The organism is Amycolatopsis acididurans (assembly GCF_012328925.1).
Taxonomy (GTDB): domain Bacteria; phylum Actinomycetota; class Actinomycetes; order Mycobacteriales; family Pseudonocardiaceae; genus Amycolatopsis_E; species Amycolatopsis_E acididurans.
Genome location: NZ_JAAXLS010000004.1, coordinates 317,053 through 340,956, shown reverse-complemented (window position 1 = coordinate 340,956; position 23,904 = coordinate 317,053). Strand labels below are relative to the sequence as shown.

Genomic DNA, 23,904 nt, shown 5'->3' with positions numbered 1-23,904 from the left:
TCACTCCGGATGGAGGCATGAAAACGCTTTGCGGGCCTGTACACTGGAAATCGCGGTAGCCGCGGAAAACCAGCTGTCCGACTTCAGGAGGACCGTGATGAGCGCAGTGATTCTGCTGCTTGTCTTCATCACGCTGTTCACCGAGACGCGCGCGCCCGGCTATCTCGTACTCCTCGAATTCGGCGTGCTCATTCCCTGTATCGCGGTGGATCTCGCGGTGTTGTTCGGCCCGCGGCGCAGGGAAGTCGGCGACCTGCTGGCTCCCTTGCGGTCCGACCATCGGGACGAGGTCTCCGCCGATACGCACGACCACTGAGAACGCACGGACACGGGCCGCGGAAGCGCCGATCGGCACGCGACGACACCGAGCCGGAACGCAGAGCAGTCAGATCACTGTTCTCGTCGGACCACGAAGGCCGGGCTTGCGACTCAGGCATATCGTCTCTCCATTGAGGCTGCCGTTCACTCGCGACATTTTCACCAAGCGGGAACCTATTGGCTTTAGTTTAAACACAGGTGCGACCCGTGCGTCAAGTCCAAAAAGGTCTTTCCAAGCCCGTGTCGCGAGATTTTCTCGCAGGCTTGTCAGGCACCCGCGACCGCGGCCAGCTGGCGCCCGGCGCGATGCTGCAACGCGCGGACCGCGCCCTCCGACCGTCGCATCAACGACGCCGTCTCGGTCACCGAGTAACCGTAGACACGCCTGAGCAGCAGGCAGTCCCGTTGCTCACTGGTCAGCTCGGCGAGCAGCCGGTACGCCTGATCGAGTTCCATCGCGGCGATCACCCGCTTTTCCGGGCCGTCGACGCAATTGCCCACGTCGAACACCTCGGCCACCGAGGTTTCCCGCCGCACCCGGCTCGATTTGCGATAGTCGGCCGCGAGGTTACGGGCGATGGTCACCAGCCAGGCGCCGATATCCCTGCCCTGATCGGTCACCGTCCTGATCGCCTGCAGCGCGCGCACGAAGGTCTCGCTGGTCAGGTCCTCGGCGGTGGGGCGATCGAACCGGCGGGCGACGAAGAACGCGATCAGTACCGAACGGTGCCGCCGGTAGATCTCGCCGAACAGCGCGATGTCGCCGCGCTGCACGGCGTGGACGACTTCCCAGGACTCATCGTGCCTCGACATCCCGTTCGCCTCCTTGCGATCACGAGATCGTCCTTTGCGGACTAACGGACCTTGGGGTGTTCGCGCGCGATGTCGGCGTACTCCTTGCGGATCGCGACCTTCGCGAGCTTTCCACTCGGCAGTCGAGGCAACGGCTCGTCACGGAACACGATGTAGCGCGGCACCTTGTAGCCGGCGAGGAGGCGCTTACATCCGTCCACGATGGACTGCGCGGTCAGCTCCCCCTTGCCGACCACGACGGCGGCCGGGGTCTCCCCGAACTTCTCGTCCGCGGCGCTGATGACCGCGACCTCGTCGACCCCGTCGATCCCGGAGATGACCTGCTCGATCTCGACCGGCGACACGTTGATACCGCCCGAGATGATCAGATCCTTGATGCGGTCGACGAACTTGAGCCTGCCCTCGGCATCGCGCATCCCGAGATCGCCGCTGTACAGCCACCCGTCACGCAGTGCCCGCGCGGTGTTCTCGGTGTCCTGCCAGTAACCCGGAGTGACACCGGGTCCGCTGAGGATGACCTCGCCGGGCTCGCCCGGATCGCACTCCGAACCGTCCTCACGCACCACCTTGAACTCCGTGAAGATCGATCCCGTGCCGCAGGTGTCCGGATGTCCGGCGGCGTCCTTGGCGAGCGTGCTGGTCGCGACCCCGCCCGCCTCCGTCATGCCGTAGATCTGGCGGAGCTTGACCCCCTTGGTGCCCCACGCCTCCAGCATCGGCACCGGCACCGCGGCGCCGCCGGTGAGCGCGGTCTTGAGCGAGGTCAAATCGGCCCCGGCGAACTCCGCGGCTTTGGCCATCGCCCCGAAGATCAGCGGCACGCCGAACATCGCGTCGATCCGCTGCTCACCGATCAACCGCACAGCGCGGCCGGGGTCGAAATCCGGCTCGATGACGATGGTGCCGCCGAGCACCACCGTCATCGACAGGCCCCACACGAGGCCGGGCGTGAACGCCAGTGGCAGCACCAGCAACGTCCGGCAGCCGGGCCGCAGCCCTTCCTCGGTGAGGCTCGCCTCGAACACGATGCTCAGCAGTGTCCGGTTCGTGCAGATGACTCCCTTGGACAGCCCGGTGGTGCCGCTGGTGAACAGCACCATCGCGGGCTCGTCCGCCCCGATCTCGATCCCGAAGTCGTCGGTGCCACCGGCTCGCAGCGTCGCGACCTCGTCGAAACCGAGGAGCTCCGGCGAGGAGCCGAGTGCGGCCACCTCCTTGGCCACGGCCTGGAACTCGGTGGCGGCGATGATCGCGGTGGCGCCGGCGTCGCTGACGATCTTGTGCAGCTCCGCCGCCACCAGCCGCGGGTTCAGCGGGACGAGCACCCCGCCTGCCTTGAGCACACCGAGCGCGGCGGCGCACCAGTCCATGCAGTTCGTGCCGAGAACTCCGACGCGGTCCCCCGGACGGATTCCCCGCTCGCCCAGCGCGCGGGCGGCCCGGCTCGTCCAGTCCTGGAGGTCTCGGTAAGAGATCTCGTCCTCGCCGACACGCACCGCGGTCTGTTCACCCTCGGTCCGCGCCCACCATCGCAGCGCGGACTGCACCGATGCGGCCATGACACTCCTCGACATTGAAGAAACCGGAAGGGAAGGGAGTTCAGAAGTCGATGACGCCGCGGATGTTGACGCCCGCGTGCATGTCCTCGTACCCCTGGTTGATCTCTTCGAGCTTGTACCGGCGGGTCACCAGCTCGTCCAGCTTGAGCTGTCCCGCCTTGTACAGGTCCAGCAGGAAGGGGGTGGCGCTCGAGGGCGAGAGCATACCGTAGAGCGCGCCCTGGATGCGCTTCTGGAACATGGCCAACTCGAACAGGCTCACCGGGATGGTGGCCTCGTCGATGTTGGCGACACCGGTCACCACGACCGTGCCGGCCTTGCGGACCGCGGCGAAGGCCGCCCCGACGTGATCGGGTTTGACGACGCCGACCGTGACGATCGCCGAATCGGCGCCCTGGCCGTAGGTCAGCGACTGCGCGAGGTCGGTCGCCTGCGTCATGTTCTCCACCGCGTCGGTGGCGCCGAGCTTGAGAGCGCTTTCCCGCTTGAACGCGACCGGGTCGACGGCGATGACGCGGGTCGCGCCCGCGTGCTTGGCGCCCTGGACGGCGTTGATGCCGATCCCGCCGACCCCCATCACGATCACCACGTCACCGGGCTTGACCGCGGCGGCGTTGACGGCCGAACCCCAGCCGGTGGCGACACCACAGCCGACGAGCGCGGCCTTGTCGAGGGGAATGTCGTCATCGATCTTCACCGCGCCCCATTCGGGAAGCACGCTGTACTCGGAGAAGGTCGACACCAGCGAGCACTGTGCGACGTCCACACCGTTGTGGTGCAACCGGAAGGTACCGTCGAGCTGGGTGCCCATCATCATGAAGGCACCGTTGTCGCACAGGTTCTGCATACCGGCCGCGCACCACTTGCACCGGCCGCAACCGGGGATGAACGCCGCCACCACGTGGTCGCCGACCTGCAGGTCCCGCACGCCGGGGCCGACGGCCTCGACGATGCCCGCGCCCTCGTGACCGCCGCAGTAGGGGTAGTGGGCCGACGGGACGTCTCCCTTGGTCAGGTGGTCGTCGGAGTGACACAGACCCGCCGACACGTAGCGGACGAGCACCTCGTGCTCCTGGGGCTCGTCGACGTCGACCTCGACGATGTCCCATTTTCCCGGTGCTTCGAACAGCACCGCTGCCTTCGACTTCATGATCTCCCCTACTCGAAGTCCACGCGCGTCATGGCGACGATGACGTGCTGGAAGGCGGACATGTTCTTGAGCAGCTGCGCCATCTTGCCGCGCACGCGCAGCTGGCCGCGGGTCAGCGCGACCGTCGGGTTGATCTTCTTCTCGAAGATTCCGCGCCAGACGTCGCTGGAACCCGTGATGACGAAGTTGGCGTTTTCGGAATCGGCGGCGGACGCGTCCCGGACCTCGACGACCTTGCCGTGGTCGAACTCGACGAAGAACGAGCCCTCCACCGGCGCCAGGTAGTTGTAGACCATCGTGTAGCTGAGGTTCTTGCCCTTCTCCGCCCATTCCGGGTCGTTGTTGAGCTCGTCGGCCATGGCCTTGTAGAAGTCGAGCGTGCCGAACTTGACAGCCATTGTCACTCCAATTCGGATCGGTGAACCAGAACAGCTCAGGCGGACTGCCCGAGTACCAGCGGAAGCTTCTCCACACCCTTGACCTGGCTCAGGTGCCGGTGGGGCGGGTCGGCCGGGTCGAGCCGGTAGTCCGGGAACCGCTTGTGCAGTTCCTCGAACGCGATGCGCAGCTCGATCCGCGCCAGATGGGAGCCGAGGCAGCGGTGCCGGCCGCCGCCGAAGGCCAGATGCGGATTCGGATCGCGGGCCAGGTCCACATCGTCGGGGTTGTCGAACTTCTCCGGATCCCGGTCGGCCGCGCCGAACGGGATGAGAATGCGGTCGCCCTCCTTGAGCTGGACCCCGCCGATCTCGACATCCTGCTTGACCACGCGCGCCGGCGCGATCGCCGACTCGTAGCGGAGCATCTCCTCGACCGCGGTCGGCACCAGGTCGAGATCCTCCACAAGCTGTTTGCGCCGCTCGGGATGTTCGGCGAAGTAGATCACGCTGTGCGCGAGCTGCCCCTGCACCGTGTGCAGGCCACCGATCATCATGATGAACAGGATGTTGAGCATCTCGAACTGCGTCAGCTCGCGATCCTGGAACTTCCCGTTGACCAGTACCGAGGTCACGTCGTCCGGGCCCGAGCCAGGATTTTCCATGCGCTCGTCCAGCATCTCCGCGAAGTAGGCGTAGACCTCCATCGCGGCCTCCATCCGGACCGCGGTGGCCTCCTCCTCGGAGGCACCCGGCTTGCCCAGCACGATGGTGTCGGTCCACTGGTGGAACTTCGGCGCGTCGGACAGCGGCCACCCCATCAGGGTCAGAAACACCCTGGTGGGCAACGGCTTGGCGAACGCGGTGATGAAATCGACCCGTTCCTGGCCTGCCATCTCGTCGAGCAGATCGTTGACGATCTTGCGCACCTCGGGCTCGATCGCCGCCATCCTGGTCGGCGAGAACAGTGGCGTCAGCAGCTGCCGGTAGGTCGTGTGGTCGGGCGGGTCGACCTCCAGCGGGATCATCGGGCCGTCCTGGCCGATGGTCGGCGGGATGTTCACGCATTCGCTGGAGAAGATCGCCGGATCGCGCAGGATCTGGTGGATGTCCTCGTACCTCGTGAACACCCAGTGCCCGCCGTAGGCGCTGGAGTGCGCCACCGGGCACTTCGACCGCAGGTCCGCATACGAGTCGTAGACGGTGTCGGCAATGGCCGGATCGTGAATGTCGAAATCGGTCCGCAGTTCCGGGCTCTCGGCCGTTTTCGGTGTGGTGGTCAAGTCTTTCACCCCTCGGAGACGAGTACGGCGTGTTCGGGACAGTTCTGCTCGGCCAGGCTCAGTGCGGCCCGGCTGTCGTCGGTGGCTTCGCCGACGACGACGGCGAAGCCCTCGTCGTCCGGTTCGAAGATCCCGGGCGCGGCCGCGTAGCAGCGGCCGTGCCCCACACAGAGCTCGCGGTCCACGCTGACGTCGGTCATGGTTCGCTCACTCCCATTCGCTGCCGACCGCGCCATAGGGGCGCGCGTCGAGGTTCTCGTCCAGGGCCGTGTAGAGGCTCTTCACCTTGGTGTAGCCGAACAATCCGTCGGCGCCCAGTTCCGTGCCGACGCCGCTCTGCTTCTTGCCCGCGAACGGAGTGCGCGCGACCTCGGCCTGCGCGACGTCGTTGATCCAGGTGAGTCCGGATTGCAGCCGGGCGGCGACCGACCGCGCACGCTCCACATCGGACGACCACACGGCGGCGGCGAGCCCGTACTGGGTGTCGTTCGCGATCCGGATCGCGTCGTCCACATCGGAGTAGCGCAGAACCGACAGCACCGGGCCGAAGATCTCCTCCCTGGCGGCGATGTTGTCGTTCGCGAGGTCGGCGAGCACGGTCGGCGCCACGTAGTGGCCGCCTTCCGGCACCCCGGCGGGCCGGTCGCCTCCCGCGATCACCCGCCCGCCCTGTTCGACGGCGGCGGAGACGTATTTCTCCACCTTTTCCCGCTGAGCCTGGCTGACCACGGGCCCGACGTCCGTGGTGAACTCGGCCGCCGGGCCCACCACGAGCTGGTTCGCCCGGCGGGCGAGCGCCTCGAGGAACTCCTCGTACCGGGAGTCGGGCACCAGCATCCGGGTGGTCGCGACGCAGGCCTGTCCGCCGTGCATCATGCTGCTGAACAGCGTGCCCCGCACCGCGAGCTCGATGTCCGCGTCGGGTAGCACGACGGCGGGGGATTTCCCGCCCATTTCCAGGATCACCTCTTTGGCGGTGCCCGCCGCCGCGCTCATCACGCGCTTGCCGACCGCCGTGCTGCCGGTGAAGGTCACCAGGTCCACACCGGCATGCTCGACGAGCGCGGTGCCCGCTTCCCGGTCCCCGTGCACCACGTTCACCACGCCGTCCGGAAGCCCGGCTTCCTTCGCGGCGAGCGCGAAGGCGTCGAGCCCGTACGGCGTGAGCGGGGACGGCTTGAGCACGACCGTGTTGCCGGCGAGCAACGCGGGCGCCGCCTTCCACACGGCGATGAAGAGTGGGAAGTTGTAGGGCGTGAAGGCCCCGACGACGCCGACCGGCTCGCGATGCAGCTCCCACTGCCCGAATCCGGGAGACGACTGAATCGGGAAAGGGACGGGCTTTTCCAGCAGGGGCGCCATTTCCGCGAAGTCCCGCAGGTGCGCGAGTGGCGCGCCGGCCTGCAGCATCGGGCACATACGGGCGCTGCACCCGGTGTCGGAGATCAGGCCGTCGACCAGCTCGTCGAACCTCGATTCGAGCACGGTGGCCAGGTCACGCAACACCTGCGCGCGGTCCGTGGGCGCCATCCGCGCCCACGGACCGTCGGAGAAGGCCCGGCGCGCCGCCGTCACCGCGGCGTCGATCTCCTCGGCGCCACTGTCCGGAATGGACCCGATGACCGCACCGGTCGATGGATCATCGACGGCCAGCGACGGCCGGCTCGACTCCCGCCAGTCACCGTCGATGAAATTCCGATAGTTCAACATCAGACTTCGCTGTCCTCTTGTCCTCGTCGACCGACAGTCCGGAAAGAATCAGGAAAACATCGAAAGAACGCCGCGGCATCCTGCGGTCCGGGTGTTCATCGTGATCATGAACTTGTCCCCACCACCTCGGCACCTCCGAGTGCCTGAACCTTAACACTTTAGTTTTTAGGGGTCAACCGGGCATACTTGGCGGCATGGCACGCCCTGCTCGTCCCTTGCTCAGCCGCGACCGCGTGGTCGCCGCGGCACTGCGGATCATCGACAACGAAGGGCTGGCCGCCTGCAGCCTGCCCAGGCTCGCGCGGCAATTCGGCGTGCGGACACCGTCGCTCTATCACCATTTCACCGACCGGGCGGAGATCATGGCCGAGGTGGCACGCGCGATCGTACGGGAGACCGTTGTGCCGCAACGGGATCGAGACTGCTTCTGGACGGACTGGTTCGTCGAGCTGGGCTGCAATTTCCGCCGCACGATTCTGCGGCATCCCAACGCCGCGCCCGTTCTGCTGGAGTTCGTACCCCGCGACGTTCTCAGTCGTTTGTACGACGACGCCGCTGCCTATCTCGCCGCATCCGGGGTGCCTTCCTCACGGCACGTGCTCATTCTCGACGGCCTGGAAACGCTTACCCTCGGGGCGGCGCTGACACAGGCGACAAAACCCGCCGCCACGCGCGAAATGATCTTCCCGCACACGGGCGGGGCCGGCGAATCGGCATTGGCGCGCGCGGTCAAGGCCAACGAGTGGCGGAGCACGGAAAGGCTCTACGTCGAGGTGATCCGGACCTTCCTGCGCAGTGCGTCCGGTCAGACCGAGCCGGAGACCACGTAACAGACGTCGGAACGATCGTGCACGAAACCGAGCGCGCGGGTGATCCGGACAGTTTCCGCGTTTCCGGCGTCCACATAGATCTGCGCGCGCCGGAAACCCATCTTCCGCAAATAGTCCAAACCGGACTCGAGCAGCACCCGAGCCACGGCCGGTCCGCCGGCCGACAGGGTCAGGACGGTCCCGGCGGAACGCGACGGCGACCCGTTGCCCCGCACCCCGCTCAGCCTGATCGCCCCCAGCAGCGCACCGCCCGCGTCCGTCGCGACCAGGACCGAACTGTCGGCGATCAGATGCTCGCGGCCGCTCGGGCTGGCCCAGCCGGTGTCCTCGATCTGTTCCAACCGCTCGAGTGCCATCAGATCGGCAGGCTCCAGCGGCCTGACCGTGACGTCTCCACAATGGCCGTTCCGGCTCACGGCGTCGATCTTCGCGACGAGTTTCCACATCCGCCGCACGGCCGCCGCCCCGAACCTGCGCGCCATCCGCTCCGCGGCGGGGTGGTCGCCGTGCGCCCAGGCCAGCAATACCGTGGCGCCCGTACCGCACCAGCCGTCGTCGCCGGCGGGCGGCAGACCCAGCTTTTCGAACACGAGTGTGGCAATGCCGAGCGACCTGAATTCAGGACGCACGACCAACTGCAGGGTCCCGGCACCCCCGGAGACCGCCAGCCGCGCGTACGCCGCCAGCGGCCATGGATCATCTTCTCCGCCGGGTTGCACCCGCACGAGCAGATGGTGTCCGGGCCGGGCCGCGGGTGACGTGACGCGGCTGAAGCCCGCTTCCTCGTCGTACTCCGCGGCCTCGTTCACGAGCCCGGCGACCTCCGCGGCCTCCTGACCTTCGAGCCCGGACCGCCACTCGTAGCTGATCACGTCACGTGCCGTCCGCTTCGAGCAGCCGCCTGGTCTCGCGGCGGAAAAGCTGGTTGGCGACCTCGTTGCGACCGAGCACCATCGGCCCCGCGCTGGTGCTGACCATCGCCGTCTGCGACGCCCGCAGCAGCGGGAAGTCCTCGCGGTGCAGTACCGCCAGCAGGATCTCCCAGTTCTTGTCCCACAGTTTCCGCCACTTCGCCGGGTCCATTCCGCTGCGCTCGACGGGCGGGACGATCAGGCGCATCTCCATCCGCGAGTATCCGGGGCGGGCCGGATCCGGGCGGAACGTGAGCAACTGGAAGTGGTCCGGCTGCCGCAGGAGTGTGCAGTTAGGACCGAGGAAGTGCGTTTCGGTGATGTGCGACGCGAGGCTGCGGTCCCCGGGATCCTCGTCGATCCAGCGGTCGATCGTCTTGCGCGGCGCGACGAAACGGCAGTGCCTGCCGAAGTCCTCGAAGGTCATCACGTTGGTGTGGATGTGTTTCGCCGCGCTGTTGGGATGCGCGTACTGGATGTGATAACCGTCCAGGAACGCGTCCTGCATGATTTTCCAGTTCACCGGCTCGTCGAATCCCTCGGACCGCACGCAGTGCAGGTCCGCCAGGTCGTAACCGCCGAGAATGGCGTCCATTTCTGGGCCGAGCCAGGCCGCCACGTCGATCTTCGCGCCCGCCGCATCGATGAGCCAGATGAAGCCGTGCCGCTCTTGGACGGGTAGCTCCACGAGCCCGAACCGCGACCGGTCGATGTCGCCGAAGGTGTTGTCCCGCGTGATCGCCCGCAGCGACCCGTCCGTGTCGTAGGACCACCGGTGGTAGGCGCAGGAGAACAGCCTGCAACGGCCGGAGGGCTGCTCTTCCAGCAGCGCGCCCCGGTGCCGGCAGAGGTTCACGAACGCACGCACGCTTCCGTCGCGTTGCCGCACGATCAGCACCTGGTTCGACGGCATCCGCATGGTGAGGAAGTCGTTCGGCTTGGGAACTTCCGACGAATGCGCGACGATCGAGGGAACGCGCCCGAAGATCAGCTCGCGTTCCCGCTTGGCCAGTTCGGGATCGGTGTACTCGCGCGCCTCGAAGGTGACCGTGTCGTCCCATTGATCGGTGGTGTCGTCGCGCAGGTGCTGCAACGCGCGCCGGATGCGGTCTTCCCGGTCGAGCTCGACGTGGTCCATGGCTGTCTCCTTGGGTCGGTCATCGGTCGATGCGCAGCCGGGGCGAGGAGCTACGGGACACACACAGGAACATCGTGTCGCCCGCCGCCCGCTCCTCTTCGGTCAGAATCGAGTCCCGGTGCTCGGGTGTCCCGCCGAGCACGGCGGTCTCGCACGTGCCACATGTCCCTTCCAGACAGGACACTTCCACGTCCACACCGGCCTCTTCGAGGACGTCGACGATCGTCTTGTCCGGTGGCACGGTCAGCACCTCGCCGGTGCTCGCCAGCTCGATCTCGAACGACTCCGACGACGCGGATTCGTCGATGGCTCTCGGGGTGAACCGCTCGACGTGCAGGCTTCCGGCCGGCCACGACGCGCACCGTTTCTCGACCGCCTCCAGCAGGGCCTCCGGACCACAGCAGTAGACGGCGGTGTCCTCGGCAGGGCTGCCCAGCGCCGAGTCCAGATCCAGCAGACCGGTCTCGTCCTGCGGGCAGATCCGGACCCGCTCGCCGTAGCGTTCGAGCTCGTCGAGAAAGGCCATCGACGACCTCGAACGCCCGCCGTAGAGCAGGCGCCACGGCACCCCGTCTCCGGCGACCGCCCGGATCATCGGCAGTATCGGCGTGATCCCGATGCCTCCGGCGATGAAGAGGTAGTTCCGGGCCTCGGTCAGCGCGAAGTGGTTGCGCGGCCCGCGCACCCGGATCCGGTCTCCCTCCTGGAGTTCGTCGTGGACGTGGGCAGAACCGCCGCGGCTTTGCGGTTCGCGCAGCACGGCGACCTCGAGCACGTCCCGGTTCGCCGGATCGCCGCAGAGCGAGTACTGCCGGACCAGGTCCTCGCTGAGTGCGAGGTCGACGTGAGCGCCGGGCCGCCACTCCGGGAAGTCGCCGCCGTAGGAGTGCCGCAGCACCAGGCGCACCACACCGTCGGCCAGCGACTCCTTGCCGACGACCTTGACGTTCATCTCGCCTTCCGCTGGCGTGTCCCCGCGCACGATCACTCCTCACCTAATGGCTATAGATTAAATCTAAAGTCATTAGCCCGCAAGAGCCGGACGTGAGCGGCACCGCTGCCCGGCTTGTGCCTCACCGGGGACGAGGCTTGGGCATAATCAGGTAATGCCCCGACCTACCCAACCGCTGCTGGACCGCGATCGCGTCATCACCAAGGCGCTGGAGATCATCGATGCCGAGGGCCTCGCGGCGTGCAGCCTGCCCAGGCTGGCTCGCGAATTCAACGTGAAGGCGCCCTCCTTCTACCACCACTTCGCCGATCGCGCGGAGATCATGGCCGGGGTCGCCAGGCGGATCGTTCTGGAAGCGCCGGTGCCCCGTAAGCGGGACCCGGAGCAGTGGATCGACTGGCTCGTCGCGCAGGCCGTCAGCTTCCGGCGCGTCATCCTGCGCCACCCCAACGCGGCGTCGATCCTGCTCGAGTTCGTGCCGCGGGACGTGCTCAGCCCCCGCTACAACGACGCGGCCGGGTTCCTGCAGAAGGCCGGGGTGCCGGCCCACACGCACGTGATGATCCTGGACGGACTGGAGAACCTGACTCTCGGTGCCGCACTGACCCAGGCGATGAAACCCGAGAACGCCAGGGCGCGGATCTTCCCGCACCTGGCCCCCGACGACGAGCCCGCACTGGCCGACGCGGTACGCCAGAACTCGTGGCGGACCGCGGAGAAGCTGTTCGCGCAGTCCGTGCGGTCCTTTCTGGAGGGAGCCGCCGCGTCCTGACGCTCACTCCCCGGCGCCGGTTCAGTCCCTCGCCCGGCTCGGCTGCACCCGCTTGGGCTCGCCGGCCATTTCGGGATGCCCACCGCTTCAGCGTTGTGCGACCTCGGGCTTTCCCTGCCTGGTCAGCAGCGTTTCCGGCCAAGACATCGGGCGAGTTTTCGATCTTCATGTGCCCGCCCGACCTAGCTCAGGCTACGCGGCTTCGCGGCTAGGAATCTGGTGACCAAAACCCCTCAGATGGGTGATATTTCGTTACCACCCCCATGCGCAAAGGGGTCGGCGAACGCCCGCAGGCGCGGCAGCGCGGGCTGGAGCTGACCGGCCCGGATGGGCTGTTGAAGCTGATCACCAAGAAAGTTCTGGGAACCGGGTTGAACGGGGAAATGACCGGCCGGGGCGGGTCACGACGTCGGAGAGTTGGACCACCGCGACCCGGCCCAGCAGGGACTCCTCGATGTCGTCCGGCTTCCCACCGGAGCGCAAGAAGTGGAGGACGTCGAGGACCATGGCGGCGTTGTCGGTAGCCCTGCGTCGGCCAGCACGTAGAGTGTGCCCTCGTCGAAACCGATGTCGATGATGCTGATAGGCGCTTCCGAGTAGACCGTCGGTGCGTGGCCGGGGACCACGCGGTGGATGCTGGCCGCCGCGCCCTTCGGCAAGGGGAAGCCGGTCCGCTCGCCGACATAGAACGCGCCGTCGGAACCGCGGACGACGGAGGACGGCACGGACTGCATCGGGATCCTGGTGCGCGGCGGCAAGCCGAGGAGCGGCGGCGCGTCGGCCAATCCGGTCCGGAAACGTTGCGATCGTGGAGATCTTCCCATCCGCTGCCACCCACAGCAACGAGTTACCACCGGCATCGGCCGCCGTCGGGCGGTAGTTGCGGGCGCACAGTCGCCGGGTTCCCACCGAGGCCGATCGTCACGCCCATGCTTCCCCTGCCCGGAAGGAAACATTCCACGGGCCAATCGCGTTCGTACCATTCGAATCTCGATAGCCGGAAAAGCGTCCTCACGAATCGCGTCCGCGCGCCCAGCACCTGACGTGGCGGCGTTCGGTGCTGGGCGGCAGGACGCTCACGCTCCCGTCATGGCCTGCACGTGCATCTCCTCGTACGGAACTTCGTTGTCCCGCCGTGGGCGGCTGAGCACCGTGCCGAGGTAGCAGCCGAGGAATCCGATCGGTACCGAGACCAGCGTCGGGTAGGACAGCGGGTACAGCGCCGAAGAGCCCATCACCCCCGGCCCGACGAGGACCAGCGCGACGGACACGATCAGGCCTGCCGTCACCCCGCTGATCACGCCCACGGTATTGAGCCGTTTCCAGAACAGCAACAGGACCAAGACCGGGACGTTCGCGCTCGCGGCGACGACCACCGCCATCAGTGCGAGCAGTGCGATATTCGTGTTCTGCGCGCCGAGTGCCAGCACAATGGACACCGCGGCGATCGCGACGGCGGCGATCCGGCCTGCCTTGACCTGTTCGGCGTCGCTCGCCGTGCCCTTGCGGATGATCGAACTGTAGATATCGTGTGCGACCGCACCGGATCCCGCGATCACCAGCCCGGCGACGACGGCCAGGATGGTCGCGAACGCCACCGCCGAGATCAGCGCGAACAGCACCGGCCCGCCGAGTACGTCCGCGAGCTGCGGCGCGGCGAGGTTGCCCGCCTTGTTTGCCGCGGCGATCTTCACCTGGCCCACGATCGCGGCCGCCCCGTAGCCGATGAACGGCATCGCGAGGAAGGCGAGGCCGAGGATCCACAGCGCGACGTTCATCGAGCGCCGGGCGACCTTCGCGTCGGGCACGGTGAAGAAGCGGATCAGGATATGTGGCAGCGCCGCCGTACCCAGCACCTGCGCGAGCGCGACGGAAAGCAGGTCAAGGCCGGGCACCAGGCCGCTGGCCCGTGCGAACAGATCCGTCTTCGACGTGTCGTGCACGGCCTGGAACAGCGCCATGGGATTGAACCTGAACCGCGCCAGCACGAGCACCACCAGCGCGGCCATCGCGGTGAGCAGCAGGATCGCCTTGACGATCTGGATCCACGTTGTCGCAAGCATGCCGCCGACCGTGATGTAGATCGCCATCAGCACGCCGACGACGATGACGGCCACCCAGTAGGGCACGCCGATCAGCAGGCTGATCAGCACACCGGCACCGACGAGCTGCGCGATCATGTAGAACACCGTGACCACGAGTGTGTTGACGGCCATCACCGCACGGACGCCCTTCGACCGGAAGCGGCTGGAGAGCACGTCGGCGATGGTGTAGCGGCCGAGGTTGCGCAGCGGTTCGGCGACCAGCAGCAGTACGAGCAAGAACGCCACGAGCCCGCCCGCTACCAGATAGAATCCGTAGACCCCTTGCAGGGCAAGGATTCCGGCGACACCGAGAAAGGTCGACGCGGACAGCAGGTCACCGCAGATGGCCAGACCGTTCTGCCAGCCCGTGATCTGGCCGCCCGCCACGTAATGCGAACCGGCATCACGGTTGCGCCGCCCCGCCCACGCGGTGATCACCAGTGTCACGATGATCACCGCGACGAAGATCCCGATCGTCACGGCGTTCGCGCTCATCGCGCACCGCCGGACTGGGCGACGGCCTGCGCGGCGAGCGCATCCCACCCGGCGGCCCGGCGCATATAGAGCGCGCTCAGCAGCCACACCAGCGGAAAGATCAGTGCCGTGAGCAGGAAAGTCCAGCTCAGTACCCCTACGGCCGCACCGGAGAGGACCTTGGTGAATCCGGAAAGGACGATCACGAGCAGGTACGCACCGAAACCCAGCACCGTCGCGGGCAGGGCGAACCGGTTGCGCGCACGGACCAGCCGGCCGAAAGCGGGTGTCGCGGCGATGCGGGCCGGCTGTATGGAGTGCGCCGGAGTGGCGGGCTCTGCGGATTTGGACATGGTTCTCCTACTTCCTTGTAGGGGCAAAACCGTGATATCGATCAGGCGTCGAATTGCTTACGCAGCAGGTGCTTCTGGATCTTCCCCACGGCGGTGCGCGGGAACTCGCGTACGAAACGCACCTGTTTCGGGGTGTTATAACCGGCGAGGTGCGTCTTCACGAATGCCTTGAGCTCCTCGGCGAGCTCCGCTGTGCCCGCACCGGCGGGGATGACGATCGCGACAACCTGCTCCTCGTAGACCGGATCCGGCAGGCCGATCACCGCCACGTCGGTGACGCCGGGATGACGGGCCAGACAGTCCTCCACCTCCTTGGACCACACGTTCTGCCCACCGGAGCGGATCATGTCCTTCTTGCGGTCCACGATCGTGAGGAAACCGTCCACATCCGACACGGCGATGTCGCCGGTGTGCAGCCAGTCCCCGGCGAGCGCCGCTTCCGACGCCGCTTCGTTGCGCCAGTACCCGCTCATCCGCGGTCCGCGCACGCAGATCTCGCCGGGCTCGCCGCGTGCGACCTCGGCGCCGGCCTCGTCGAGCAGTGCGACATCGACACCGGGCATCGCGCGGCCGATCGATCCCCATCGCTGGAACACGTCCTGCGGCGGGCACCACGTGACGAACGGGCCGCCCTCGGTGAGCCCGTAGGTGTGCGCGAACTGCACCTTGCCCTCGCGCGCACCGAACGCGTCCGCGGCGCGGTCCATGATCCCGCTCGGATCGTAGGCACCGTAGTAGAGCAATCGCACCGAGGACATATCCGTGTCGGCGAAACGGGCATTCGTGATCAGCGCGTGCAACATCGTCGGCACGCCCAGGATGACCGACACCCGGTGCCGGGGCAGCAGCTCGAGCACGACGTCAGGATCGAACTCGCGAAGCAGGATGACCTTCCCGCCCATGAGCAGGAAGGGTTTCATGTGGTCCCAGTTCCCGACGTGGAACGGCGGGAAGTAGTTCATGAACACGTCGCGTTCGTCCACACGCATCGTGGCGGCCATCGCCATGCCGTCATCGACGGTGCGGCGATGGGAAAGCATCGCGCCCTTGGGTTTGCCCGTCGTCCCCGAGGTGTAGAGGATCATGTGCGGGTCGCGTTCGTCCACTTCGGTGTGTGGCGTTTCCCTCGCCGCGGCCAGGAACGCGTCCCAGTCTCCACGATCGCCCTCCGGGCCGGGGATCCGCAGCACAGGCAGGTCCGGGTGCGCGGCACGCGCCTCGCGGGACACCTCGTCGTAGGCCTGCTCGACGAACCACAGTGCCGGCTCGGAGTCGGTGATGGTGTAGACGTGCTCGGCGGCGCGGTGCCAGAAGTTGAGCGGCACCAGGATCGCGCCGAGCGCCGCGGTCGCGAAGTACAGCTGGACGTATTCCATGCTGTTCTTCGCCAGCACCGCGACCCGGTCGCCGTAGGAGATCCCGCGCGCGGACAGCGCTCCGGCGGTGCGCTCGATCAGCTCCTGCAGCGCCGCGTAGGTGTACTCACGGCCTTCGCTGACGATCGCGACCGAGCCGCCGCGGGATCGCGCGTTGTTGCGGACGATATCCGAGACGAGCACGGGTCACTCCCTCCCGAGTAGCCGTAATGCGTTGCCACCAAGCCACTTCTCGGCGACCTCGTCCTTGAGCGGCAGCTCGCGCACTTCCGCGGCGAGCTCCGCGGGTGCAACGCCGAGCAGTGTCCACGTGGAGGCGAAGAGCACCCGGTCCGCCAGCTGCCGGTTGCCGAACCGCAGCAGTGGCGCCCAGCCCGAATCCGGCTTGGTGAAGGTGCGCGGCCGGTGGGCGGAGAGGTCGACGTAGACGTTCTCGTGCCGCCAGGTCACCATCATCATGTCCTCGACCCAGGGCCATCCCGCGTGCAGCGCGACGAGCTTCAGATCGGGAAACGCGCTCGCCACCGCGTCGATGTGACGCGGATGCCCGACGTCGTAGGCGGCGTCGAGCGACCAGTTGATCCCGGTGTGCAGCAACACGGGCACACCCAGTGCCTCGCACCGGCCGTAGACCCGCGCCATCCGGGGATCGCCGGGCAGCAGCTGCTGTTTGAACGGCGACATGACCACACCGGACAGACCCATGTGGACCGCCTCCTCGACATGGTGCGCGGCGTCGATCTCCCACGGGTCGATCCCGGCGAACCCCACTGTCCTTTCCGGATTGCGCTTGACGAAGTCCGCGACCAGCTGGTTGTCCGCGGTCGGGACGCCGAGCCTGGACCCGAAGGACTCGGTGTACACCCCGGCGAGCCCGATCCCGCCGTCATCCAGCATCCGCAGGAAGTCCTCTTCGGATGGTGCGCGGTCGCGCGCCGCTTCCCGCGCGGCCGCCCAGCGTTCGGTCACCTCGGCGTGGGTGCGGGCGGGTTTGAGGGTGCCGCCGAAATGCTCGGCGTAGCCGCGCAATCTGCCATTGGTCACCGCCTCCGACAGCGTGAACGCGTCCACGTCGGGCACCGCACCGGCAAGGAAGTCAACGATCATCGGGCATACCTCCGTGTATCACGCCGTCCTCGTGCAGTGCCGTCACGGCGGTCTCGTCGAGGCCGAGCACTTCGGTCAGTACCACCGCGGTGTCCGCGGCGATGGAGCCCGCCGCTTTGCCCGGCCGGACTTCGGCATCGGAGAAGCGGTACGGGGCGGTCTGCATCGGCACGTCGCCGTGGCCCGGATAGTGGACGGGACTGAGCGTGCCCCTGGCGAGCAGATGTGGATCGGTGAGGTTCTCGCGCACCCCGCGGACCCTTGCTGCCGACAGTCCATGCCCGACAAGGTGCTCCACGAGCGCGTCGGCCGTCGGCCACGTCGCCGCCCACTCGTCGATCCGGTCGTAGAGCGGACCGGGGTCGGTGACGCGGGCCCCGCTCGTTCCGTAGGTGTCGGCCAGATCCGGCGCGTCCATGGCCTTCACGAGACGCGCGAAGAAAACGTCCCCGCTCATTCCGTATGAGACATACGAACCGTCCGCGCAGCGGGTGACACCGGACGGGACGCTGGTCGTGTGCCGGTTGCCGTACTTGCCGCGGACCGCTTCGCCACCGGTGAACGCGCCCGCGGCGGGCTGCTGGTCGATCATCGCGAAGAGCGCGTCGAACGCGGAGATGTCGATGTGCGTGCCCGCGCCGGTGTTGTGCCGGTGATGCAGTGCGGCGCCGATCGCGGCGAACGCGTGTACCGCGGAGTTCACGTCGGCGAGCGCGGTGCCGAAATGCATCGGCGGGCCGCCGTCCTCTCCGGTGAGCGACATGAGCCCGGAGTAGGCCTCGGCGACGAGCCCGAAACCCGACAGGTGGGCGTAGGGCCCCTCCGCGCCGAAGGTGGACAACGAGCACAGGATCGTGGTCGCGTCACGCTCGTGCAGCACATCCCAGCCCAGTCCCAGTCCGGTGAGCACGCCCGGCGCGAAGTTCTCGACCACGACGTCGGCCCAGTCGGCGAGCCGCAACGCCAGTTCGACGCCGCGCGGCTCCTTCAGATTCAGCCCGATCGACCGTTTCCCGTTGTTGTACTGGGCGTACGCGCTGGACAGGTGATCACCGGGCGCGCCGACGGCGACCGGCAGCCAGCGCATCAGATCTCCCGCAGGCTGCTCGACGCGGACCACGTCCGCCCCCAGATCGGCGAGCAGTCTGGTGCAGAACGGCCCCGCGATCACGTGGCTCAGGTCGAAGACTTTGAGTCCGGCATACGGACCGGCCATGACCGGCACCTCCGTTCAACTTCGCCGTCGAACGCTCGTTCAACGGAACATAAGTGCCGTGAGCTCTGTGGTCAAGGGGTTGCCGAATGATCGTTCGACACCGCTAAGCTGAGGGGCATGGTGCGTGCCGAGACTCCGACGCCGGTGCCCGTGCGTCCGAGCGTGCTGGTCAGGGACAGCGACGAACCGACCGCGGCGGCGTTGATCGCGGCGGCCGTCGAGGTCATGGCGCGCAACGGCTACCACGGCACGTCGGTGCGGGACATCGCGTCGGCCGCGGGAACCAGCGCCGCCGTGCTCTACCACCATTTCGAGTCGAAGCAACGGCTGCTGGTGACGATCTGCGACCGGGGACTGGACGTGCTGATCCACGCGACCGAGGAGGCGCACGACCTGGCGGGCCCCGATCCGGCGGACCGGCTGCGCGCGATCGTCGGCGCGCATGTCGGCGTGCACCTGGATTCGCAACGGGAGAGCCTGATCGGCAACAGCGAGATCCGTGCGCTCGAACCGGCGGGCCGCGCGCTGATCGTCGCCAAACGCGATGTGCAGCAGCGCATCTTCGACCGGGTGATCCGCGACGGGATGCGGCGGCTGGTGTTCGCCACCGGCCATCCCGAGGACGCCGCCCGCTTCGTCACGGCCGCCTGCACCAGCGTCGCCTCGTGGTATCACCCCGACGGCCCGCTCGGCAGGAACGAGCTCATCGAGCGGTACCAGGCCATCGCCCTCGACGCCGTGGGGCACCGATGAACGCCGGGCTGGGCGAGGCTCTCGCGGAACGGCTCGGCGCCGCCGCCGTCACCGGTCTGCGGCGGTTGTCGGCCGGTGCGAGCAGGGAAACCTGGTCTTTCGACGCTGACGGCGCGGCGCTGATCCTGCGCCGTGACCCGCCCGGGCTGCCACGGCCTGCCGAGATGGTCAGGGAGGCCGAATGCTTTCGCGCCGCGGCAGACGCCGGCGTCCCGGTTCCGGCACTGGTGGCCGCGGGTGACGGTTCCGACGCCGTGGGAAGTCCTTACCTCGTGGTCGAACGGCTCGACGGCGAGACGCTGCCGTCCCGTCTGCTGCGCGATGACCGATGGGCGGCGGTGCGCACCGGGCTCGCTCGCGAACTGGGCCGGGTGCTCGCGCGCATCCACCGCGTGCCGCTTGATCAGGTGCCCTCGCTCGTCCGCGTGCCGGACCGCCTCGCCGCGCTTCGCGCCCAGCACGACGAGTTCCCGGCGGCCAGGCCCGCGATCGAGGTCGCGTTCCGTTGGCTGGCGGCCCACCGGCCACCCGAGGTGCCGTCCGCGCTCGTGCACGGGGACTTCCGCAACGGCAACCTGCTCATCGCCCCGGACGGGCTGCGCGCGGTGCTGGACTGGGAACTGGCCCACGTCGGTGACCCACGGGAGGACCTCGGCTGGCTGTGCAACCGCGCCTGGCGGTTCGGGGCCGCCGGTGAGGTGGGCGGTTTCGGGGACCGCGCCGAGCTGTTCGCGGGGTACGCCGAGGTCGCGGGCAGCAGCCCCGACCCCGAAGCCGTGCACTGGTGGGAAGTCTTCGGCTGCGTGCACTGGGCCGCGATCTGCGGCATCCAGGCGCGGCGCCATCTGTCCGGTGGCGAGCGCTCCATCGAGCTGGCCGTGCTGGGCAGGCGCGCGGTCGAGGCCGAGTACGACGCGCTGCTGACACTCGGCCTCGCCGGGGCGGACGCGCCGGGCGACCCGCTCGACGCCGCGCCCCACACCGCACCGTTCGGCCATCCGACGGCGGACGAGTTACTCGACGCCGTTGCCGAGTTCCTCACCGGCGAACTGGTCGCGGGTGACGAGCGCAGCCGGTATCTCGCGCGCGTGGCACGCACGGCGGTGACCGTGGTCCGGCGCGAGCTGCGCTCCGGCGACGGCCATGAGGCACACCGGAAACGCCTGGCAGCACTGGGTTGCGCGGACGACGGCGAGCTCGGCACCGCGATCAGATCCGGCGCACTCGATCCCGCCGACGCGGACGTGCCGGCCGCCGTGCGATCCTCGGTGCTGACCCGCCTCGCCGCCGCGAACCCGCGATATCCGACCACAAGAGACTGACCCTTCCCGCCAACGAAGATGGGAGACGCATGCGCGCAGTACGAGTGAACCGCACCGACGGCCCGGAATCCGTCGTGCTCGAAGAGGTTCCCGAACCCGAACCCGCCGAGGGCGACGTCGTGATCGATATCGAGGCGGCCGGGGTGAACTTCCCCGATCTGCTGCTGACCCAGGACAAGTACCAGTACAAACCCGAACTGCCGTTCATTCTCGGCGGCGAACTGGCGGGCACGGTGCGGCAGGCACCGCAGGGCTCCGAGTACGCGCCGGGCGATCGCGTCGCCGCCATCAGCACGACCGGCGCGTTCGCCGAGGTCGTTACCGTCCCGGCACACGACGTTTTCCCGCTCCCCGAACGGGTTTCCTTCGCCGCGGGCGCGTGCCTCCCGATGAACTACCTCACGATGACCTTCGCACTGCTCACCCGAGGGCAGCTGCAGAAGGGCGAAACCGTGCTGGTCCACGGCGCGGCAGGCGGCATCGGCACCGCCACGGTGCAGCTCGCGCTCGCCATGGGCGCCAGGGTGATCTCGGTCGTCTCGACTCCGGAGAAGGCCGAGTTCGTCACCTCGATCGGATCCTACGAAGTCGTTCTCGCCGAGGGGTTCAAGGACGCGGTGCAGGAGCTGACCGGCGGCGCCGGCGTCGATATGGTCGTCGATCCGGTCGGCGGCGACCGGTTCACCGATTCGCTGCGCAGCCTCGCCCCGCTCGGCAGGCTGCTCGTCATCGGGTTCACCGGCGGCGATATCCCCACGGTGAAGGTGAATCGCTTGCTGCTCAACAACATCGACGTGCGCGGGGTCGGCTGGGGCGCCTACGCGATCCCCCGCCCCGGCTACCAGCGCAAGGTGTGGGACACGCTGTACCCCTACCTCGAATCCGGCGCCGTCGACCCGCCGATCGGTGGCACCGTTCCCCTCGCACGCGCGGGCGAAGCCGTGGCAGGGCTGGGAAAGCGGGCCGTGCTCGGCAAGTTCGTCGTGGACGTACGAGCGGAAAGGTGAGTGCTGTGAACGACTTCCCGCACACGATCACACTCGAGAAGGACGGCCCCGTCGGCAGGATGCGCTTCAGCAGCGAGCACCCGGCCAACGTGTTCACCCTGCCGATGTTGCGCGAGATGGCTGAACACGTCGGCGAACTCGAACGGCCCGGCGAGCTTCGCGTGCTGGTCGTCGAGGGACGGGCCGACACCTTCAGCGGCGGCGCCGACCTCCAGTCCATTCTGGACATGGACGAGGCGACCTACATCGACTACATCGAGACCGAATACCGGCTGTTCCGCGCGATCGAGACGCTACCGCTGACGACGGTGGCGCTGTTGCGTGGCTCCTGCGTCGGCAACGCCGCCGAAATCGCGCTGGCGTGCGATTTCCGGGTCGCCGCCGAAACCTGCCGGATCGGCTGGCCCGAGATCCACGTCGGGTTCTTCGCGCCGTCGCAACGTCTCGCGCGATTCGTCGGGATCGGGCAGGCGAAGGAGATCCTGTTCGAGGGCAAGCTGCTCAAAGCGCCGAGGGCGAAGGAACTCGGACTGCTCACCGACGTGGTGGCCGAGGACGAGCTCGAGGCTGCGACCGACAAACTCGCCGCCGACCTGGCCACCCGCGCCCCGGTCGCGGTCCGGCTGACGAAGGCAGGGATCGAGCGGGCGTACAGCTTCCCGCCGGACAATCCCGGTCTGGAGGTGCGCGCCGCGGCACAGTCCTACGCCACCGAGGATCTCCGCGAGGGTGCCGCCGCGATCCTCGAACGCCGTCGGCCGACCTTCCATGGCCGCTGAGGGCGTGCCCGGCCTCCGGGAGAGGCTGGGCCGCTTCATCGAGGACGAGGTGATCCCGGCGGAGCCGCGGTTCTTCGCCGAGCAGGAGGAAACCGGGTACTGGCAAGCGCCAGTGCTCGCCGAGCTGCGGCAGTCGGCGAAGCGGCAGGGCCTGTGGGCGCTGGGGCATCCCGCCGAGATCGGTGGCGGTGGTTTGTCCTTTATGGACTTCGTCTACCTCAACGAGATCATAGGCCGCTCCGAGCTCGGCCAGTTCGCGGTCGGATCGGGCTCGATGCAGGACTGCATCATGCTGCACCGCTACGGCACCGAGGAACAGAAACAGCAGTGGCTGTTGCCCATGGTGCGGGGCGAGATCTTCCCGTCGGTCGGGCTGACCGAACCAGAGGTGGCGGGCTCCGATCCGACACTGATACGCTCGCGTGCCCGGTTCGACGGCGACGAGATCGTGGTGGACGCACACAAGTGGTTCACCAGCGGCGCCACCAACGCCGCATTCACGACGATCTTCGCGGAAACCGATCCTGACGCGCAGAGCAGGCACCGCCGGTTCTCCGCGATCATCGTGCCGACCGGAACACCCGGCTACCGGATCGAACGGGTCGTCCCGACCATGGGACACACCGGCGGCGGGCACTGCGAGATCCGCCTCGACGGCGTGCGGGTTCCTGCCGGGAACCTGCTCGGCGGCCGCGGCGAGGGATTCGTGATCGCGCAGCGGCGGCTCGGGCCCGGCCGGATCTTTCACTGCATGCGCTGGCTCGGACAGGCGCAACGGGCGTTCGAGCTGATGGTCGACCGCGCGAACAGCCGGTACGCGCACGGCTCACAGCTGGCCGAGAAGGGCGAGATCCGCCGGTATATCGCGGAATCCGCAGCGCAGATCCAAGCGCACCGGCTGATGACACTCGACGCGGCGCGACGACTGGACGCCGGCGCGGACGCACGCGTCGAGATCGGGCTGATCAAGTTCCACGGCGCGGCGATGCTGCACGATGTGATCGACCGCGCGATCCAGGTGCACGGCGCGCTGGGGGTCACCAGCGACACGCCGCTGGAGCGGATGTACCGGGAGGCGCGGTACGCCCGCATCTACGACGGGCCGGACGAGGTCCACCGGATGTCGGTCGCGCGCCGGCTGCTCAAGGATCCGGCCTCCGCACCGTGGGTGGAGGCGGGATGATCAAACTGGTGTTCTGCCTCCGGCGGCTCCCGGGCCTGTCCCGGCACGAGTTTCTTCGCTACTGGCTGGAGGAACACGGCCCGCTGGTCCGCTCACACGCCGAGGCGCTGCACATCCGGCGGTACGAACAGGCCCACTCCGTGGAATCGGCGGCGGGCGACGCATTGGCCGCTGTGCGCGGTGCGCCATCACCGTTCGACGGCGTGGCCTCCCTGTGGTTCGACAGCATGGCCGATATGCGCGCGGCGGGCGCCACCCCGAGCGGCCGCCACGCGGCGAGGGAACTGCTCGAAGACGAACGGCGCTTCATCGACCTGCCCCGCTCGCCCCTTTGGTTCACCGAAGAGCACCGTATCGTCTGACGGCGCCGGCGTGTTGACCAGGCCGGTGCGGTAGGCCTCGGCCGCGTCCACGCGCATCCCGGTCATCGGCCATTC

At 67.9% G+C, this 23,904-nt stretch carries 24 protein-coding genes; 9 read left to right on the top strand and 15 right to left on the bottom strand.

Annotation, left to right across the window (positions count from 1 at the left end):
• Positions 1-97: 97 nt before the first annotated feature.
• Complete coding sequence (locus HFP15_RS09980) at positions 98-316, top strand: hypothetical protein (protein ID WP_168513898.1); 219 nt, start codon at positions 98-100, stop codon at positions 314-316.
• A gap of 269 nt (positions 317-585) precedes the next feature.
• Here the strand turns inward: HFP15_RS09980 and HFP15_RS09975 are convergent, their stop codons facing one another.
• The 7 genes from HFP15_RS09975 to HFP15_RS09945 are packed head-to-tail and all read right to left on the bottom strand — an operon-like array spanning position 586 to position 7,210.
• Positions 586-1,131 carry an RNA polymerase sigma factor gene (locus HFP15_RS09975; protein WP_168513896.1) on the bottom strand — a complete coding sequence of 182 codons (546 nt, stop codon included), beginning with the start codon at positions 1,129-1,131 and terminating at the stop codon, positions 586-588.
• Between the two features lie 41 nt (positions 1,132-1,172).
• Positions 1,173-2,690 carry a class I adenylate-forming enzyme family protein gene (locus HFP15_RS09970; RefSeq protein WP_168513894.1) on the bottom strand — a complete coding sequence of 506 codons (1,518 nt, stop codon included), beginning with the start codon at positions 2,688-2,690 and terminating at the stop codon, positions 1,173-1,175.
• Positions 2,691-2,730: 40 nt separating this feature from the next.
• Entirely contained in the window at positions 2,731-3,840 is a 1,110-nt protein-coding gene (locus HFP15_RS09965; protein WP_168513892.1) for an NDMA-dependent alcohol dehydrogenase, read from the bottom strand.
• 8 nt (positions 3,841-3,848) lie between these two features.
• Complete coding sequence (locus tag HFP15_RS09960) at positions 3,849-4,238, bottom strand: SCP2 sterol-binding domain-containing protein (protein ID WP_168513890.1); 390 nt, start codon at positions 4,236-4,238, stop codon at positions 3,849-3,851.
• Positions 4,239-4,273: 35 nt separating this feature from the next.
• Positions 4,274-5,500, bottom strand: coding sequence for a cytochrome P450 (locus tag HFP15_RS09955; RefSeq protein WP_168513887.1), 1,227 nt, complete (start codon positions 5,498-5,500; stop codon positions 4,274-4,276).
• A gap of 5 nt (positions 5,501-5,505) precedes the next feature.
• Entirely contained in the window at positions 5,506-5,700 is a 195-nt protein-coding gene (locus tag HFP15_RS09950) for a ferredoxin (protein ID WP_168513885.1), read from the bottom strand.
• Positions 5,701-5,707: 7 nt separating this feature from the next.
• Positions 5,708-7,210 carry an aldehyde dehydrogenase family protein gene (locus HFP15_RS09945; RefSeq protein WP_168513883.1) on the bottom strand — a complete coding sequence of 501 codons (1,503 nt, stop codon included), beginning with the start codon at positions 7,208-7,210 and terminating at the stop codon, positions 5,708-5,710.
• A gap of 215 nt (positions 7,211-7,425) precedes the next feature.
• On the opposite strand from HFP15_RS09945, the gene HFP15_RS09940 reads away from it, so the two are divergent.
• Positions 7,426-8,040 carry a TetR/AcrR family transcriptional regulator gene (locus tag HFP15_RS09940; RefSeq protein ID WP_246271549.1) on the top strand — a complete coding sequence of 205 codons (615 nt, stop codon included), beginning with the start codon at positions 7,426-7,428 and terminating at the stop codon, positions 8,038-8,040.
• On the opposite strand, the gene HFP15_RS09935 is transcribed toward HFP15_RS09940, so the two are convergent.
• The 3 genes from HFP15_RS09935 to HFP15_RS09925 are packed head-to-tail and all read right to left on the bottom strand — an operon-like array spanning position 8,016 to position 11,041.
• A complete protein-coding gene (locus tag HFP15_RS09935) occupies positions 8,016-8,912 on the bottom strand; it encodes a GNAT family N-acetyltransferase (protein WP_168513880.1) in 897 nt (298 codons plus the stop codon). The two genes, HFP15_RS09940 and HFP15_RS09935, sit on opposite strands and share 25 nt — an antisense overlap.
• A gap of 1 nt (position 8,913) precedes the next feature.
• A complete protein-coding gene (locus HFP15_RS09930) occupies positions 8,914-10,089 on the bottom strand; it encodes an aromatic ring-hydroxylating oxygenase subunit alpha (protein ID WP_168513878.1) in 1,176 nt (391 codons plus the stop codon).
• A gap of 19 nt (positions 10,090-10,108) precedes the next feature.
• A complete protein-coding gene (locus tag HFP15_RS09925) occupies positions 10,109-11,041 on the bottom strand; it encodes a PDR/VanB family oxidoreductase (protein ID WP_168513976.1) in 933 nt (310 codons plus the stop codon).
• Positions 11,042-11,195: 154 nt separating this feature from the next.
• Here HFP15_RS09925 and HFP15_RS09920 point away from each other — a divergent pair, with 154 nt between their 5' ends.
• Complete coding sequence (locus tag HFP15_RS09920) at positions 11,196-11,813, top strand: TetR family transcriptional regulator (RefSeq protein WP_168513876.1); 618 nt, start codon at positions 11,196-11,198, stop codon at positions 11,811-11,813.
• Between the two features lie 1,076 nt (positions 11,814-12,889).
• Here the strand turns inward: HFP15_RS09920 and HFP15_RS09915 are convergent.
• The 5 genes from HFP15_RS09915 to HFP15_RS09895 are packed head-to-tail and all read right to left on the bottom strand — an operon-like array spanning position 12,890 to position 18,423.
• On the bottom strand, positions 12,890-14,392 hold the full coding sequence (locus HFP15_RS09915; protein ID WP_168513874.1) for a solute symporter family protein: 1,503 nt from the start codon (positions 14,390-14,392) through the stop codon (positions 12,890-12,892).
• Positions 14,389-14,724, bottom strand: a complete 336-nt coding sequence (locus tag HFP15_RS09910) for a DUF485 domain-containing protein (RefSeq protein WP_168513872.1) — start codon at positions 14,722-14,724, stop codon at positions 14,389-14,391. Before HFP15_RS09910 ends, HFP15_RS09915 begins: the two co-directional genes overlap by 4 nt.
• Positions 14,725-14,765: 41 nt before the next feature.
• Positions 14,766-16,283: an AMP-binding protein gene (locus HFP15_RS09905; protein WP_168513870.1), complete on the bottom strand. Its 1,518-nt coding sequence runs from the start codon at positions 16,281-16,283 to the stop codon at positions 14,766-14,768.
• A 3-nt stretch (positions 16,284-16,286) separates the two neighbouring features.
• Positions 16,287-17,207 (bottom strand): amidohydrolase family protein, encoded by a 921-nt coding sequence (locus tag HFP15_RS09900; RefSeq protein WP_168513869.1) that lies wholly within the window; start codon positions 17,205-17,207, stop codon positions 16,287-16,289.
• Positions 17,197-18,423, bottom strand: a complete 1,227-nt coding sequence (locus HFP15_RS09895; RefSeq protein WP_168513867.1) for a CaiB/BaiF CoA transferase family protein — start codon at positions 18,421-18,423, stop codon at positions 17,197-17,199. Before HFP15_RS09895 ends, HFP15_RS09900 begins: the two co-directional genes overlap by 11 nt.
• 117 nt (positions 18,424-18,540) lie before the next feature.
• On the opposite strand from HFP15_RS09895, the gene HFP15_RS09890 reads away from it, so the two are divergent.
• The 6 genes from HFP15_RS09890 to HFP15_RS09865 are packed head-to-tail and all read left to right on the top strand — an operon-like array spanning position 18,541 to position 23,829.
• Positions 18,541-19,176 (top strand): TetR/AcrR family transcriptional regulator, encoded by a 636-nt coding sequence (locus tag HFP15_RS09890; protein WP_168513865.1) that lies wholly within the window; start codon positions 18,541-18,543, stop codon positions 19,174-19,176.
• A complete protein-coding gene (locus HFP15_RS09885) occupies positions 19,173-20,498 on the top strand; it encodes a phosphotransferase family protein (RefSeq protein ID WP_168513863.1) in 1,326 nt (441 codons plus the stop codon). Before HFP15_RS09890 ends, HFP15_RS09885 begins: the two co-directional genes overlap by 4 nt.
• A gap of 29 nt (positions 20,499-20,527) precedes the next feature.
• Positions 20,528-21,505 carry an NADPH:quinone oxidoreductase family protein gene (locus tag HFP15_RS09880; RefSeq protein ID WP_168513861.1) on the top strand — a complete coding sequence of 326 codons (978 nt, stop codon included), beginning with the start codon at positions 20,528-20,530 and terminating at the stop codon, positions 21,503-21,505.
• 5 nt (positions 21,506-21,510) lie between these two features.
• Positions 21,511-22,284 (top strand): enoyl-CoA hydratase/isomerase family protein, encoded by a 774-nt coding sequence (locus tag HFP15_RS09875; RefSeq protein WP_168513859.1) that lies wholly within the window; start codon positions 21,511-21,513, stop codon positions 22,282-22,284.
• Positions 22,274-23,467, top strand: coding sequence for an acyl-CoA dehydrogenase family protein (locus tag HFP15_RS09870; RefSeq protein ID WP_168513857.1), 1,194 nt, complete (start codon positions 22,274-22,276; stop codon positions 23,465-23,467). The genes HFP15_RS09875 and HFP15_RS09870 overlap by 11 nt, the downstream gene beginning before the upstream one ends.
• Positions 23,464-23,829 (top strand): EthD domain-containing protein, encoded by a 366-nt coding sequence (locus tag HFP15_RS09865; RefSeq protein ID WP_168513855.1) that lies wholly within the window; start codon positions 23,464-23,466, stop codon positions 23,827-23,829. The genes HFP15_RS09870 and HFP15_RS09865 overlap by 4 nt, the downstream gene beginning before the upstream one ends.
• Positions 23,830-23,904: the final 75 nt, after the last annotated feature.

Coding starts and splice junctions, on each gene's coding strand:
- HFP15_RS09930 (WP_168513878.1), bottom strand. CDS start 10,089: ATGGACCACGTCGAGCTCGACCGGGAAGACCGCATCCGGCGCGCGTTG.
- HFP15_RS09885 (WP_168513863.1), top strand. CDS start 19,173: ATGAACGCCGGGCTGGGCGAGGCTCTCGCGGAACGGCTCGGCGCCGCC.
- HFP15_RS09960 (WP_168513890.1), bottom strand. CDS start 4,238: ATGGCTGTCAAGTTCGGCACGCTCGACTTCTACAAGGCCATGGCCGAC.
- HFP15_RS09865 (WP_168513855.1), top strand. CDS start 23,464: ATGATCAAACTGGTGTTCTGCCTCCGGCGGCTCCCGGGCCTGTCCCGG.
- HFP15_RS09970 (WP_168513894.1), bottom strand. CDS start 2,690: ATGGCCGCATCGGTGCAGTCCGCGCTGCGATGGTGGGCGCGGACCGAG.
- HFP15_RS09980 (WP_168513898.1), top strand. CDS start 98: ATGAGCGCAGTGATTCTGCTGCTTGTCTTCATCACGCTGTTCACCGAG.
- HFP15_RS09880 (WP_168513861.1), top strand. CDS start 20,528: ATGCGCGCAGTACGAGTGAACCGCACCGACGGCCCGGAATCCGTCGTG.
- HFP15_RS09890 (WP_168513865.1), top strand. CDS start 18,541: ATGGTGCGTGCCGAGACTCCGACGCCGGTGCCCGTGCGTCCGAGCGTG.
- HFP15_RS09895 (WP_168513867.1), bottom strand. CDS start 18,423: ATGGCCGGTCCGTATGCCGGACTCAAAGTCTTCGACCTGAGCCACGTG.
- HFP15_RS09870 (WP_168513857.1), top strand. CDS start 22,274: ATGGCCGCTGAGGGCGTGCCCGGCCTCCGGGAGAGGCTGGGCCGCTTC.
- HFP15_RS09945 (WP_168513883.1), bottom strand. CDS start 7,210: ATGTTGAACTATCGGAATTTCATCGACGGTGACTGGCGGGAGTCGAGC.
- HFP15_RS09920 (WP_168513876.1), top strand. CDS start 11,196: ATGCCCCGACCTACCCAACCGCTGCTGGACCGCGATCGCGTCATCACC.
- HFP15_RS09975 (WP_168513896.1), bottom strand. CDS start 1,131: ATGTCGAGGCACGATGAGTCCTGGGAAGTCGTCCACGCCGTGCAGCGC.
- HFP15_RS09925 (WP_168513976.1), bottom strand. CDS start 11,041: ATGAACGTCAAGGTCGTCGGCAAGGAGTCGCTGGCCGACGGTGTGGTG.
- HFP15_RS09900 (WP_168513869.1), bottom strand. CDS start 17,207: ATGATCGTTGACTTCCTTGCCGGTGCGGTGCCCGACGTGGACGCGTTC.
- HFP15_RS09950 (WP_168513885.1), bottom strand. CDS start 5,700: ATGACCGACGTCAGCGTGGACCGCGAGCTCTGTGTGGGGCACGGCCGC.
- HFP15_RS09965 (WP_168513892.1), bottom strand. CDS start 3,840: ATGAAGTCGAAGGCAGCGGTGCTGTTCGAAGCACCGGGAAAATGGGAC.
- HFP15_RS09910 (WP_168513872.1), bottom strand. CDS start 14,724: ATGTCCAAATCCGCAGAGCCCGCCACTCCGGCGCACTCCATACAGCCG.
- HFP15_RS09915 (WP_168513874.1), bottom strand. CDS start 14,392: ATGAGCGCGAACGCCGTGACGATCGGGATCTTCGTCGCGGTGATCATC.